This window comes from Clostridium sp. Marseille-Q7071, assembly GCF_965112025.1.
In genome coordinates this window covers 4089955-4104587 of record NZ_CBCOPR010000001.1, presented here as the reverse complement: position 1 = coordinate 4104587, position 14633 = coordinate 4089955, and the positions used below count along the sequence as shown (strand labels likewise).

The 14633-nt window shown below is 30.3% G+C and carries 14 protein-coding genes and 4 pseudogenes; 10 read left to right on the top strand and 8 right to left on the bottom strand.

All coding sequences use genetic code 11. The features are described from left to right. The first annotated feature begins 520 nt into the window (after positions 1–520). A complete protein-coding gene (locus ACWPW7_RS19530) occupies positions 521–1093 on the top strand; it encodes a TetR/AcrR family transcriptional regulator (RefSeq protein ID WP_454054877.1) in 573 nt (190 codons plus the stop codon). A gap of 81 nt (positions 1094–1174) precedes the next feature. Here the strand turns inward: ACWPW7_RS19530 and ACWPW7_RS19525 are convergent, their stop codons facing one another. Further along, positions 1175–1972: an epoxyqueuosine reductase gene (locus ACWPW7_RS19525; protein WP_454054876.1), complete on the bottom strand. Its 798-nt coding sequence runs from the start codon at positions 1970–1972 to the stop codon at positions 1175–1177. Between the two features lie 453 nt (positions 1973–2425). Between ACWPW7_RS19525 and ACWPW7_RS19520 the strand changes: the two genes are divergently transcribed. Genes ACWPW7_RS19520 through ACWPW7_RS19510 form a run of 3 tightly spaced genes read left to right on the top strand, consistent with a single transcriptional unit; the run spans position 2426 to position 4242 of the window. Continuing rightward, a complete protein-coding gene (locus ACWPW7_RS19520; RefSeq protein WP_454054875.1) occupies positions 2426–2917 on the top strand; it encodes a DUF2975 domain-containing protein in 492 nt (163 codons plus the stop codon). A 16-nt stretch (positions 2918–2933) separates the two neighbouring features. Then, entirely contained in the window at positions 2934–3158 is a 225-nt protein-coding gene (locus ACWPW7_RS19515; RefSeq protein WP_454054874.1) for a helix-turn-helix domain-containing protein, read from the top strand. Between the two features lie 13 nt (positions 3159–3171). Next, the gene (locus ACWPW7_RS19510) at positions 3172–4242 is read left to right on the top strand and encodes an FAD-binding protein (protein WP_454055545.1); all 1071 of its coding nucleotides are present in this window, start codon (positions 3172–3174) and stop codon (positions 4240–4242) included. Positions 4243–4438: 196 nt separating this feature from the next. Here ACWPW7_RS19510 and ACWPW7_RS19505 read toward each other — a convergent pair whose 3' ends face one another. The 7 genes and pseudogenes from ACWPW7_RS19505 to ACWPW7_RS19475 form a co-directional block, all read right to left on the bottom strand. Continuing rightward, on the bottom strand, positions 4439–5074 hold the full coding sequence (locus ACWPW7_RS19505) for a GNAT family N-acetyltransferase (RefSeq protein ID WP_454054873.1): 636 nt from the start codon (positions 5072–5074) through the stop codon (positions 4439–4441). After that, positions 5058–6304, bottom strand: a pseudogene (locus ACWPW7_RS19500) (cation:proton antiporter). The gene ACWPW7_RS19505 and the pseudogene ACWPW7_RS19500 overlap by 17 nt, the downstream one beginning before the upstream one ends. Beyond that, positions 6304–6675 (bottom strand): hypothetical protein, encoded by a 372-nt coding sequence (locus ACWPW7_RS19495; RefSeq protein WP_454054872.1) that lies wholly within the window; start codon positions 6673–6675, stop codon positions 6304–6306. The pseudogene ACWPW7_RS19500 and the gene ACWPW7_RS19495 overlap by 1 nt, the downstream one beginning before the upstream one ends. Positions 6676–6813: 138 nt before the next feature. Next, positions 6814–6876: pseudogene (locus ACWPW7_RS19490) on the bottom strand (TetR/AcrR family transcriptional regulator); the annotation flags it as partial. A 556-nt stretch (positions 6877–7432) separates the two neighbouring features. Beyond that, positions 7433–7648 carry a hypothetical protein gene (locus tag ACWPW7_RS19485; protein ID WP_454054871.1) on the bottom strand — a complete coding sequence of 72 codons (216 nt, stop codon included), beginning with the start codon at positions 7646–7648 and terminating at the stop codon, positions 7433–7435. A 73-nt stretch (positions 7649–7721) separates the two neighbouring features. Then, a pseudogene (locus ACWPW7_RS19480) lies at positions 7722–7927 on the bottom strand (helix-turn-helix transcriptional regulator). A gap of 13 nt (positions 7928–7940) precedes the next feature. Then, on the bottom strand, positions 7941–8357 hold the full coding sequence (locus ACWPW7_RS19475) for a hypothetical protein (protein ID WP_454054870.1): 417 nt from the start codon (positions 8355–8357) through the stop codon (positions 7941–7943). Between the two features lie 843 nt (positions 8358–9200). On the opposite strand from ACWPW7_RS19475, the gene ACWPW7_RS19470 reads away from it, so the two are divergent. The 6 genes and pseudogenes from ACWPW7_RS19470 to ACWPW7_RS19445 all read left to right on the top strand — a co-directional run bounded on the left by ACWPW7_RS19470 (position 9201) and on the right by ACWPW7_RS19445 (position 14597). After that, a complete protein-coding gene (locus ACWPW7_RS19470; RefSeq protein WP_454054869.1) occupies positions 9201–9896 on the top strand; it encodes an HAD family hydrolase in 696 nt (231 codons plus the stop codon). Positions 9897–10092: 196 nt separating this feature from the next. Then, complete coding sequence (locus tag ACWPW7_RS19465; protein WP_454054868.1) at positions 10093–10587, top strand: GNAT family N-acetyltransferase; 495 nt, start codon at positions 10093–10095, stop codon at positions 10585–10587. A 107-nt stretch (positions 10588–10694) separates the two neighbouring features. Further along, the gene (locus tag ACWPW7_RS19460) at positions 10695–11270 is read left to right on the top strand and encodes a glycerol-3-phosphate responsive antiterminator (RefSeq protein ID WP_454054867.1); all 576 of its coding nucleotides are present in this window, start codon (positions 10695–10697) and stop codon (positions 11268–11270) included. A 505-nt stretch (positions 11271–11775) separates the two neighbouring features. Further along, the gene (locus ACWPW7_RS19455; protein ID WP_454054866.1) at positions 11776–13050 is read left to right on the top strand and encodes a PTS galactitol transporter subunit IIC; all 1275 of its coding nucleotides are present in this window, start codon (positions 11776–11778) and stop codon (positions 13048–13050) included. 48 nt (positions 13051–13098) lie between these two features. Then, positions 13099–13784, top strand: a pseudogene (locus tag ACWPW7_RS19450) (FGGY family carbohydrate kinase); the annotation flags it as partial. Further along, on the top strand, positions 13770–14597 hold the full coding sequence (locus ACWPW7_RS19445; RefSeq protein ID WP_454055544.1) for an FGGY-family carbohydrate kinase: 828 nt from the start codon (positions 13770–13772) through the stop codon (positions 14595–14597). The pseudogene ACWPW7_RS19450 and the gene ACWPW7_RS19445, both read left to right, overlap by 15 nt. Positions 14598–14633 lie beyond the last annotated feature (36 nt).

The window sequence follows — 14633 nt, the reverse complement described above, 5'->3', positions numbered from 1 at the left end:
AGTTTTCAGTTAATGTTTATTGCTAATAATTTTATATAAAAATAAGGGCATACAAATATGTGCCCTTGTTTTTATGTTTAAAAAGTTTTATAAATTTATACTAAAAGAGATTAACCACTCTAATACTTAAGGGGAAGTTTATAATTATATCTTAAAATTGCAGCCAGCAAATATGTTGTTATAGATGATACATGTGGGGATGATTACACTATTATAAAATATGCAAAACTTTTTTTGTATATTTAAAACTACATGCTATGCTAGTAAGTTTTGAAAAGCTTTAGCGAACAGTGTGCTCAAAAAGATCTCCTTTTGTTAAAAGAAGTGGTTATTCAAGTTCTTGACATGGCTAGTAGATATGTTACAATCTGAAAATAGACTGATATATTTATTTTATAGAAATAAATATTTGTAGGGTATAATCAAAAGTTAAACATATGAATACTGATAAGAGGGCTTTTATTTTGATCAGTGTTGATAAATTATTAGGATAAAATAAATAAGACTGGAGGAATCCTTTATGAGTCAAAATACTAAAGGAGAAAAATCTAAGGAAAATTTAATTGAATGTGCAGCCAAATTATTCTTGGAAAAAGGATATAATGCAACTGGTATAAATGATATTTTAAATAGTGCAGGTTTATCAAAAGGGTCCTTCTACTTTTATTTTGCCAGTAAGAAAGACTTAGCTATGGAGGTTGCTGAGTACTATAATAGAATTAAAGTAAATGAGATTTCGAAAGCTGCAGAAGGAAGAACATGGGAATCATTCGTTGAAAAAATTGTGGGTGATGAAATAGAAAAAGCAAAGCAGCAAAATAGCTATGGTTGTCCAAATGCTGTATTAGGTATGGAAATTTCTTTTTTAGAGCCAGACATTGCAGAAAAATATTATACTACAATCAAAAACCAAGTAGGTATATTTGTTGATGTTCTTAAAAGATCCGGCATATCTGAAGATAAAGCAGCAATAATTGCAGAACGTGCTTTTGCTATGTATGAAGGATATCTATTATTTTATAGAATGAGCAAAGACATCAATGAATTAGAAAAACTTCTAAGAGATTTAAAAATGATTGATAAATATATTTAATTTCTTGTATAGAACAGGAAAGCCGTCTGAATAGACGGCTTTTTAAGTATTGTTATTTATTTGTTGAGATATAAAGTATATTTAAATTACTGGGATTCTATTTTCACAGGGTACATTTATATTACATTTGCCGCAACCATATCGTGGAAAGAATCTAGACAATACCTCTCTATCAATATACTCACTGCAAAGTTGATTATCCTTACCTTTTTCATTGATTGAAACCGATGGACACCTTCGCATACATGCTCCACATTTTCCACTTGTGAGAAAAGGACAGTATTCATCATATCGAGTATAAGGACGTAGTGTTGGTGTCAATGAAAGTGTAGTGATTACACTACCAATTTGACCTGCCGTTCCTTTGGCAGTGATAAGAGCTCGATGTAGCCCAAAGGTACCAAGTCCTGCTGTAAAAGCAATATGCCGTTCAGACCAATTGGATATTCTGTCCTCAACCTGGAATCGTGGATCTATACTTGGTGCTACAGCTTCCACATCTAATCCCTTTAGTAATTCAACAAGAAAAGCATGTGCAGCGTCAATGAAAACCTGACCTTCAATCCTTTCCGAAACCCATTCTTCAGAGGGGAGGCTGGCATTTCGATTAGTATCTCTCAATTCTTTTGTAAGAGGAAAAAAGAAAGAGATGATTGAATTTGCTCCTGGTAACCATTCATTGGGTAAAATAAATTTTGACCCAATAATATTTGGCTTGCGAAACTCTTCAAAGTATGGGTCATTAGCTGAAGCAATACCAATAAGAGGAGCATCATAAATTTTCATATTGTTATAATCATGAAGTACATTTCGAGGATCGTTTTCTATAAACTTAGTAAATTTTCTTTTTATATAATTTTCATTTTGAATATTTATCATAAAAGCATTTTTCCTTTCTTACTTAAATAATGTTTTAGAAAAGCAATAGTATACATATTCACTAATTACAGAAATTAACTAAAGTATCAGTTAATATACCAACCGGTCTATTATTTTTAATATAGCATATATTGCACTCTATGTAAATAATCATAAGAAAATATTTATATTTGATAGCTCATGTTCAGGAGTTCAAGGATGAATTTATTTTCAGCGATAAGTATAGATGTTATTAATAACTACAAATTGATTAAGCAAAAGACTATGGGAGATTACAAATGGGAAGTTTGTGTTATAGTACATCATTCTAATACCTAAATAAAAGAAGAAAGATAACTAAAACGATAAAAACATAAAGAATAACGATAAATAATTATTGTAATAGTTAAAATTATAATATATAATAAGGTTGTAAATAATGAAGAAAAACTATTTTAAAGAGAGGTAATTTTTATGAAAGAGAGAACAAGTTCAAAACTATTAAATGGATTAGTTATTGCAGGAATTATTTTAACAATTCTTGCTCTTATAGGCACTCCACTTGTGCTGACAGCATTTTTAAAGAGTTCAAGTATGAAACTATCAACTCCAAATATAAAGTGGATATTGACAGTGTGTATTTATCTGTGTGCAGTTCCTTACGTGACAGCTTTATTTAAGTTAAAAAAAATTTGTAGATTGCTTACAGGTGAAAATTCATTTTCACCAATTATATCAAAAGAGTTTCAAGTGATTGCCATCTGCGCATTTGTGGAAGCTATTATCTACATTCTGAGTAATCTATTTTTATATATAGTATTTGATTTTTATCTATATGCAGTAACTATAATGCCTTTGATAATTGTAGTTTTTCTTGCGGTGACAATCGGATTCTTATGTTTGGTAATGTCTAACATATTTAAAAGAGCTGCTGAAATCAAAGAAGAAAATGATCTGACATTCTAAAAGGGGGGAATCAAATATGATTATAGTTAACTTAGATGTTATGATGGCAAAACGTAAAATATCTCTAACAGAGTTATCAGAACAATTAGGAATGACAATGGCAAATGTATCAAACTTTAAAAATCAGAGAGCAAAAGCTTTTCGTTTTACTACTCTTGATGCTTTGTGCAAAATACTCCAATGTCAACCGGGAGATATTTTAGAATATAGAGAAGATGATGATTTAGAGAATGGAAAATAAAGAGGAAAAGGTAATGATTATGACATATGATATTGCAATTATTGGGTTGGGACCTTCTGGTTCCACACTGGCACGACTGCTTTCTAAAAAATATAAAATTATTGCCATCGATAAAAAGGACTCTAACAAAAATGGATTTCAGAAACCCTGCGGCGGATTGCTATCTTCCGACGCACAGAAAGCACTGGCAGAGTTAGACATGACCATTCCAAAAGATGTGATGGTAGACCCCCAGATTTTTGCTGTTAAAACTATAGATTTAAAAAATGACCTAATCCGCCATTACCAACGATTTTATATTAATATTGATCGTCATAAATTTGATTTATGGCTGAAATCACTTATTCCGAATCGTGTAGAAGTTCACGACAATTCTTGTTGTTCTGCTATTGAAAAAGTACAGGAAGGTTACCGAGTAACTTTTTATGAAAATGGTATGGAACAAGTTATCATTGCAAAATATCTGGTTGGGGCAGATGGTGCCAATTCCTTGGTACGCCGAACACTTTATCCCAAAAAGAAAATACGAACTTATATGTCAATCCAGCAATGGTTTCCTGAAACACATACCAATCCATTTTATTCCTGTATCTTCGATATGGAGAATACCGACTGCTGCTCTTGGTCCATCTCCAAGGACAATCAGTTTATTTTTGGTGGTGCATTTCCCATGGATAATTCTCGGCAACGGTTTGAAAATCAGAAAAAAAAGCTTGAGAAAGTTGGATTTCGATTCGGAGAACCTATAAAAACCGAGGCCTGTATGGTACTGCGACCGTCAGCATTTCATGATTTTTGCTGCGGTAAGGACAACGCTTTTTTGATTGGGGAATCTGCAGGCTTTATTAGTCCAAGTTCACTAGAGGGAATCAGCTCAGCTATCAACAGTGCACGAGCTTTGAGTGAAGTTTTAAATGCTCATAGTAAAAATGTAAACAAAAAATATAAATTAAAAACTCTTAATATTCGTTTAAAAATATTTTTGAAACTATTTAAATGTCCCTTTATGTACAATTCTTTTTTACGTAAGCTAGTATTGAAAAGCAGATTCCAAAGTATTGATATTATTTCGGAAGAACCTTAAAGTGTAAAGATGAATTAAGTGCAGATAAGTACACATGGATAGGCATTCACAGAAAATGCAGAAACTGATATTTGAATCTTTTTTCAAGGGAGGACAAATCTCATTCTTGCCAGCTGAACAGTGGAATCTATATTAAAGTAGCATTGTAAATAAAAAAGGGACATTAGCCAATAGTTTTGGTCTAGTGTCCTTTTAATTATTTTAATGTGTAGTCATATAAAAATACATCAAGTGTGCTTGCTTTGTGTTCGCTTGTGATTTGCACAGTTTCCTCACCTAGTCGCACAAAGCCTTGGTTATCATAAAAGCCATAGTTGCAAGAGGAATCAGTATATAAGTAAATGTGTGTTGAGTTTTTCTTTTTCAAATACTCAAAAAAATTGAATAGTAACTTTTTACCAACACCTAAACCTCTGCAATCTTGTGTGACGGCAAAAAGGGTAAGTATACCGTCAAATTCTTTTTCTTTACCTGAAATAAGCTTATGATAAATCTCATGGACTTTTTTGTAGTCATTGGTGCTACATTTGTATAAAGTAGATTTTAAAGTCATCACTACTGAATGAAATTTCATAGCAAAAATATGATTTAAGTGCGACAAATATTTATAATCGCTTTTTGCCTGACCTAATATTACACCTACGACTTTTCCATCTTTTTCTGCAATACAACTAAATGTTTTTTCTGCAAGGCAGCTTTGCAGGTACATTTTCAAAAGGCTTTTCAAGACTTTTGGGTCGTTAATATACTTATAAAGTCCAAAGCTATTATTTATAATGGTTTCAATTGCACCATAATCACTTTTTTTAATTTCTCTATATATTACATTCATTGCTTACCTCCACTTTTTTATTGAATTCTCCTGCCCATTCAAAAGCCTTTTTAGAGGCAATCACCGCAATAACTTCGTTGATAACTGCCGCTGCTGCAATTGTACCTTGTATAATTTTTGCACATTCTGGAGCTGGAACAGTTAAAACAGATACCGCAATTCCTGTAAACACAAGAGATACACCAGAATGAGGGAGTAAGGTAAGTCCTAAGTATTTCTTTACGGTCTCCGGTGAATGGGTAATGGTTGCACCAAAGAATGCACCACCGTATTTTCCAACAGCCCTTGCAATAATATAAACTGCAGTAAATAAGCCTGCTCCGAAAATTAGATGGTAGTCCAGTGGGGTACCAAGATTTAAAATCACTACAATCATAGAAACTCCAAGAATAGGATTAAAGGAATGCATTATTTGATTTAATCGCTCCTCCGAAATCATATTGGAAAAAGTTGCTGAAAAAGCCATACCTATGAGCATAAAGTTAAGCACAGGATTTGGCAAAATCAAATTGTTGAATATAAATCCTACTCCTGATGCTACAAGTATTGTTGCAATTAAAAGTAATACTGTCATTAATGGTGAGCGCTCTTTTTTTAGCACAAATCCTGCTATAAGTCCTGTCACGATACCGATAACAATAGGTAATAATACAACAAATAAAATCATATAGACAGGTAGGTTTTGCTCTGAGATATTGGCAGAAACAATGGAAATAGTCGAAAAGAACACAATGACTCCTACCATATCATCAAGTGCTGCCATGGGAATTAAGGTTTTAGTTACAGGACCGTCTGTATTAAATTCATGCACAATGGATAGTGCAGGTGCAGGTGCGGTTGCAAGGGCAATGCTGCCAAAAATGACCGCAAGATATAGTGGTACTCCTGTAAGATAAAACACAATACCAAATACCAAGGATACAACAAAAAATGTACCTAATGATTGAGTTAAGGTCGTTACAATAATCTGCTTGCCTGATTTTTTTATTTTCTTCCAGACAAGCTCTGTGCCAATTAAAAGACCAACAGCACATTCCAAAATATGTACAACAGTTTGATACCATTGTGCATTCAAAACTGCGTCATTTATAAGTCCTAATGCGTGTGGTAAAGTATCATACCTGTAAGTAGCCAACCTAAAATAGCAGGCAGTTTAATTTTTGAAACAAGCTTACCCACAAGAAAAGCAATTGTAATTGCTAATGAAAGTCTTAATAACAATAGTATCATTATTTTGATTCCTCCTTTGCAATGCCATAGAGTATAATGTTAAGTATCTTCGGAAGATTGACTTCGTGTGCTTCAATTAGGGAATTAAAATCAGAGCTTTCATAGGCTTTACTTTGAAAATATCCATTGAACATCTCTTGAAAAATGAAAAAGTATTCAATTGCTTCTTCTTCGCTAATACCCTCTCTCAGTGTTACATTGCATAAAGCCATTCGATATTGACTGATATTCAGTGCATCAAAATCACTTCGCAAATCTTTGATTTGTTCTTTCAAATGTATAGGTGGTTGTAATAAGATGTTAAAGAATATTTGGCTGTAATAAGAATTTTTCTGAAAAAAGCGATATCGTAAATTAAGATATTTTTCCATGCTGTCTTGAAAATTATTTTGGTTAAAGTCCTCTTTACTGAGATAATCAACAAGTGCATCAAAACAAGCTTTTACACAGCTAAGAAACAATTCATCTTTATTTTTAAAATAATGATAGATTAGTCCTTTTGAAATATTATTATTGTTGCATATATTATTAAGTGAAGCATTTTCATAGCTTTTTGTTCCAAATTCTACAATAGCAGCATTTAATATTTTTTCTTTGCTAATTTGACTTTTTCTTCTTGCTTCATTGTTTTCCTCCTTTAAAATAAAAATCGACCATGTGGTTTGTTTTACATTATAGCAAAACTAGACCACTAGGTCAATAATTGAAATGTAAAGTTTTTTAGCAGAATTTTATATGTACGTTGATATAAGTATTCAATGTAAAAACTTAAAATATACTCTAAAAATAATTTTTCTAAAAAATAGTTTAAATCCTTAGAAATTAAGGATTGATAGTTAAGAATACGAATCTAGGAAAAAATTCACTAAAGGTAAATTTCTTAAAATTAAAATAAAGGAGTTCTTTAATTGAAAGGGGTTAAAAGCATAGGGAGTAATAGAATGAATAAAAATTTAGTATGGTATTAATGAATGTAGCAGCAAATAGAAATAATAAGTTGTAGTACTACTTCATAGTATTTCAAAATTATTGCATAATATTTGAATATTGCGTAATGAGAGTATGGAATATGAGATGTAAATAAAAGAGTTAAACTTAAAATATAGTTTAACTCCTTTTATTTACAAATTATTTAATTATAAATGACAAAACTCCTAAAACTATACACATGATTCCACCTAAAAATTGTCCTAGTCCAGAAGCCTCTCCAAGCAAGAAAAAATTAAAAATATTTTTTCTTGTTTGGGTTTTTCCTAGAAATGCACCATCTGTTTTCATTTTATATGTACCCCATAATATTAAGACTACTCCAAAAAGTATAAACAATAGTTTGTGAATTATCATATATTTACCTCCATTTATTATTTGTGCTTTACTGTAATGTTAGAATTTTATTCCATAATCGTACTGTATACTACTATAATTGGTCATCTTGTTCAAATATAAAAGTTTCTTCAATTGGTAAGTTAAAAATTGAAGATATTTTATATGCTAGTAAAACAGATGGATTATATTGTTGTTTCTCTAAAGAGATAATTGTTCTTGAAGATACACAGACTTTATCAGCTAATTCTGTTGTGTTATTCCATGTTTTAACCGTAATTCTTTTATTCTATTTTTCATAGATATCTCCTAATCAAAGAAAGTAATTATAATATTTTTTAGCTAATATGTTAGTAATCATGGAAAATATTATAATGATAAATAATGCAGTATTTGTTGGAATTGTAATCCATTTTGAAAGAAACATCATAAGTAAAATTACAATCATTAGAACACTCATAGTAAAATGTGAAGCTTTTCCATCTATTAAATCATCTCGTTCATCATACTCTCTTGACATCTCTCTTTCTAACTGTTTGGAATTAGTTTTATATTTAATGTGAGAAGTTATAGCAAAAACTAAAAATATTACTCCTATAAATAACTTTAAAACACCAAAATAAAATTCTCCTGTAATATTAGCCTTAGTATAATTGAAAATTATTTCAAAAAACCCCATTGTAAGAATTGCTAATGAACATAAATAAAGTTGTGTAAATCTATTTTTCAAACAAATTCCTCCTAAATATGTATAATATGAAGTTTATTTCATATGAAGTAAACTTCATGTGAAGTCAACTTCATATTACACTATCTTAAAGAGGGTGTCAAGAATTAATTTGATTTGTTAGAATATGAAAATATAAAATTGAGATATTACATTTTTTCTGATATATTTGATTTTGAGGAGTATGTGGAATGAATTAGTATTTATTTTAATTTAAAATGGATTTTAGTAAAATAATGTAGTTAAAAAGAAATCAATACATGTGGCAAGGGTAGAATCGATGAAAAGCTAAAAATTCATATGTACTTATGTTTATGATTAAATTTATGGGGGAATTTATAATGGAGATGAAGGGTATTAAAGCAATTATACCTATAAATAACTTTAAAACACCAAAATAAAATTCTCCTGTAATATTAGCCTTAGTATAATTGAAAATTATTTCAAAAAACCCCATTGTAAGAATTGCTAATGAACATAAATAAAGTTGTGTAAATCTATTTTTCAAACAAATTCCTCCTAAATATGTATAATATGAAGTTTATTTCATATGAAGTAAACTTCATGTGAAGTCAACTTCATATTACACTATCTTAAAGAGGGTGTCAAGAATTAATTTGATTTGTTAGAATATGAAAATATAAAATTGAGATATTACATTTTTTCTGATATATTTGATTTTGAGGAGTATGTGGAATGAATTAGTATTTATTTTAATTTAAAATGGATTTTAGTAAAATAATGTAGTTAAAAAGAAATCAATACATGTGGCAAGGGTAGAATCGATGAAAAGCTAAAAATTCATATGTACTTATGTTTATGATTAAATTTATGGGGGAATTTATAATGGAGATGAAGGGTATTAAAGCAATTATATTTGATTCAGGCAGTACCTTAAATATACCTAGAACAGGACATTGGTTTATTACGCCTAATTTTTTTAATATTATCGAGAATTCAAATTTTACTTGTACAGAGGAAAAATTAGATGAAGCAATGGGAAAAGCCTTTGATCATATTAATAAAATACTATTAGTAGAAACTGAAGAAGATGAGTTCTCTATGTTTAAAGAGTTTTATGAAATTGTACTAAAAGAAATTGATTATCCCGATATTAGTAATGAAATTATAGAACTATTAGCTGAGGATAATGTGTATAATGATGAGAAATTTTTATTCTTCGATGACGTAGAGTCAACATTAATTAAGTTAAAAGAAAAGTATTTATTAGGAGTGGTTTCAGATACTTTACCATCATTAGAAAGAGTATTTAACAACAAAAATTTAAAACAGTATTTTTCAACTTTTATAATGTCCTCTATATATGGTTCATATAAAGCTGAAAAAACCTTATTTAAAATAGCCATTGAAGAATTAGGGATAAAACCACAGGAAACAATATTTGTTGATGATAGTGAATCAAATCTTGTAGCTGCTGAAGAGTTTGGTATGATTCCAATACTAATTGATAGGTACGATACAGAAGATCTTAAAAGTAAATATCCTATAATTAGGTCTTTAAACGAATTATTAGAGTTATAAAATTATTTAAATTATAAAGCATTATGATAAATAGATTAGTACGCTAAGAAATACAGATATAGCTTATAACTTAATGTTTTTATAGTTATAGTATATAAATTAAAGGAACTTACTAATCAATGCAGAAGTTATGGGCTGATGAGCAACTTCTGCATTTTAAATTTTTAATTATGGAATCCTATAGTGAGGTGTTGAAATGATAAATAGAATCTATATGCAAAAATTTGTCTCTGATAAAGATTTTGAAGATTATTTTAGCTTAGTTGCTAACGCAAAAGTGATGGCAATGGTTACGGAAAGAGCAATTCCTTTAGAAGAAGCGAGAAATGACTTTAAATTATTGCTGTGTAAAAATGAAAAACATGAAGAATTCGGAATTTTTAAAGTTTTAGAGAGAGCTACAAATAATTTTATAGGTTTAGGAAAATTAGAAATAAACGAAAATGATTTTAGTGAGGCAGAACTTGGATATTTACTACTTCCTGAATTTTGGGGAAAAGGATATGGAAGTGAAATTGCAGAAATATTATTAAATAAAGCTGAAGAATCAAAATTACTGCATCGAATTATAGCAATAATAGATCCTAAAAATGTAGCATCAAAGAAAATATTATTAAAGAATAATTTTATTTCAGAAAAAATATGTGAAATTGATGGACTTCCAGGTGAAATACTTAGTAGGACAATGTAAAAATAAAATTATAAAAATCAAATATTCTGAAAATTAGTTGACAAGACTCTAAAAAAAACTTATTATGTTAGTAAAGAAGTGAAGCTAAAAGTAAAGGTGGTAATTAGGTGTTTGAAGATAATAAAAAATTCAACATAATTCCATCCATAAGAAGAATCAAGGAACTAGAATATTCTCTAAAACTTAGTAATAAGTATATATTATTAAGTGATGTACATATTGGAAATTTAAAAGGATTAGTTGATTTATGTCATAAGTCTAATAAATATGCAGCAGTTAATATGGACTTAATAAGTGGACTAGCTTTAGATAAGGTTGGCATAAGCTTGCTAAAAAATTTATATAAAGTAGATATAGTAATTGGATCTAATGTATCTAAAATTAATATGGCAAAGAGTATGGGGATGAAAGTTATTCATAGGGTAATTCTCATGGATTCTAAATCCTTAGATTCAGCATTTAAATCAATAGAGAGCTCTAAAGCAGATGCCATAGAGGTTATACCTTCTTATTATGGAATTAAATTTGCAGAGGACATAAAACAAATTAGGGATGTGTCTTTGATTTTAGGTGGATTTATAGATGATGCTGACATAATAAGAACAGCTTATAGTAAAGGCTTTTGGGGTGTTACAGTCAGCGATAAAGAAATGTGGAATATAAATTTACAACAAAATATATAGTTGGATAGTGAATTTGAATCCTGCTTAAAAGCTATTGAAAAATAGTGCTTTAAGCAGGATTTTTATATTTTTATAGAAGAGGAGGGAGGAATAATAGATGTAACACTTTTAAATTCAATCTATATGAGAAACAATTAACGCTTATTGATATCGTAACTAAAACTACTAAATTCACAATTCACAATTGTGGATATTTCTCAGTGGTAACTGAGAAATTTAGAATTGATTCTTTTTTCGAAGTAATGTAGTAATTTTTGCACAGCAAAATTTAATTATATTGCCTATCTTCATTATTGTAGTTAAATAAATAGGTCTTGTTCCAAAGTATACTGCACCTCAGGGGAACCCTAAAGGGTTTCACTACTGTTCCCCAGAGGTGTAAAACTAGTAATTGTATTGCTAGTTAAAAAATCTATTAAAGAAATTATTTTAATGAAAAATAATTTCCATCTTAATTGTGCATTTTGCATTGTGAATTTTAAATTAAAAATAGGGAGGGCTTATGATGGGTTTTATAAAAAGCATAATTGATTTAGGACCAGAAGTTATGATGCCTATAATATTCTTTGTTTTGGCACTTGTATGTGGGGTAAAAATAGGGAAAGCATTTAAAGCAGGAATGTTAGTAGGGATTGGATTTGTTGGTATAAACCTTGTAGTTGGAGCATTATTAGATAGTTTAGGACCAGCAACTCAAGACATGGTAACAAGATTTGGACTAAATTTTAGTGTGGTTGATGTGGGGTGGCCAGTTGGGGCAACAATAGGTTGGGCATCACCAATAGTTCCATTTGTAGTCTTTGGAGCTATAGCTATAAATATATTATTACTTTTAATAAATAAAACTAAAACTGTAAATATAGATATCTTTAACTACTGGCACCTATTACTAACTGGTGGAGTTGTCTATATAGTTACAGGAAGTATATTATTTTCAACTATATGTTGCTTAATAATTTATGTAATAGTGTTGTTTATAGCAGATAAAACAGCACCGAAAATTCAGGAAGCATACAATTTAAAAGGTGTATCTTTTGCACATGCAACATCAGCACCTTTTGTTCCAGTAGGTATTTTTGTAAATTGGATTATTGATAAAATACCAGGTGTGAAAGATATAAATATAAATCCAGATATGATTAATAAAAAATTTGGTGTATTAGGAGAACCATTAACTCTAGGAACAATATTAGGTGCAGTTCTTGGAATACTAGCAGGTTGGGATGTATATGCTGTAGCAAGATTAGCAGTGAAAGTTGCAGCTGTAATGGTACTATTACCAAGCATGGTAAACGTTCTAGTAGAAGGATTATTGATAGTAAGAACTGCAGCAGAAGTAACCTTAAAGAAAAAGTTTCCAGATAGAGAGTTCTATATTGGATTAGATACTGCTTTATTAATAGGAGATCCAAGTGTACTTGCAACAGGTTTAATGCTAATACCTGTATCGTTATTACTAGCTATAATCTTGCCAGGAAATAGAATGTTACCTTTTGTAGATTTAGCTTCATTGGTATTTTTAATAGCAATGATATCTCCTTATTGTAAAAAGAATATGTTTAGAATATTTATTTCAGGAATAGTTATAGTGACTATAGTGTTGTATGCAGGAACATTTATTGCACCTTATTATACAGAAGCCGCAAATTTATCCAAGGTTGCAATGCCAGATGGTGTAGCTGGAACTCAAATGGCTAATATGGTTGGAGGGGCAACAACACCACTAGGTTGGCTTGCTATATGGATTTCAAAATTATTAAATAGTGTAATATCTTTTTAAAATACTTAGAATAGATTTATTTAACATTTATAAGGGAGCGGTAGGGATATGTATAAATATTTATTAGGAATAGATAATGGGGGGACACTTATAAAAGCTGCCATATATGATATGAGGGGGAAGGAGATTGCTGTCTCATGTTGTAAAACAGAACTTCTTATGCCATACCCTGGTTTTACAGAAAGAAATATGAATGAAATGTGGCGGGCTAATGTTAAAGCAATAAAAGAGGTAGTTGAGAAATCGGGGTAAACCCTAAGGATATCAGTGGGGTAGCTACAACAGGGCATGGTAATGGTATGTATCTAATAGGTTATGATGGTAAACCAGCTTATAACGGGATAATATCAACAGATTCTAGAGCTAATAGTTACATTGACAAATGGAGAAAAGAAGGCGTATTTGATGAGATACTACCTATGACAATGCAATCAATATGGGCAGGACAACCTGTCTCACTACTAGCATGGTTTAGAGATAATAATAAAGAGGTGCTAGAGAGAACTAAATATGTATTCATGTGTAAAGATTTCATAAGATATATGCTTACAGGAGAAGCTTATGCAGAGATAACTGATATATCTGGAAGTAATTTAATGAATATAAGAGATGTTAAATATGATTTAGATTTATTAAAAATCTTTGGGTTAGAGAACATCATGTCCAAGCTACCACCAATAAAGTATTCAACAGAAGTATGTGGATATATAACAGACGAAGTGGCAGAGCTAACTGGTTTAGAGAGAGGAACTCCTGTAGCAGGAGGACTATTTGATATAGATGCATCAGCTATAGCAACAGGCATAACAGAGGAAAATCAACTTTGTTTAGTGGCAGGAACTTGGAGTATAAATGAGTATATTAGCAAGAAACCTGTTATTCAAAAAGATTTATTCATGACATCTCTTTATTGTATGGAGGGACATTGGTTAATAACTGAGGCAAGCCCTACATCAGCTAATAATTTAGAGTGGTTTGTTGTACAATTCATAGATGAATTAGATAAAGGTGGAAAGTCTTCCTATGAATATTGTAATGAGTTAGTAGAAAGTACAAGCCCTGAAGAGAGTAATATAGTATTTCTACCATTCCTATTTGGTTCAAATGTAGGATTAGATGCAAAGTCAGCATTTATAGGTATTAACGGATGGCACTCAAAGGCACATATATTAAGAGCTTTATATGAAGGGGTTGTATATAGCCATAGATATCATATAGAAAAATTATTAGAGCTAAGAGAAAAGCCTAAGAGTATAAGAATGGCTGGAGGTGTAGTTAAGTCTAAAGTATGGGTTCAGATGTTTGCTGATATATTACAAACACCTATAGAAGTTACAACTAGTACAGAATTAGGAGCTTTAGGAGCAGCTATATGCGCTGGAGTAGCTGGAGGTACTTTTAAATCTTTTGATGAAGCTGCAGATTCCATGGTTAATATAGGCTATGTGTGTAATCCTAATGAGCTTAAAAAGGAAGTTTATGATAAAAAATATAAACTGTATCTAGAAACTATAAAATCATTATCAAGTTTATGGAGTAAGTTTTAAATAAAGATTGAGTGAAATTGTATTGAGGAGGAATTG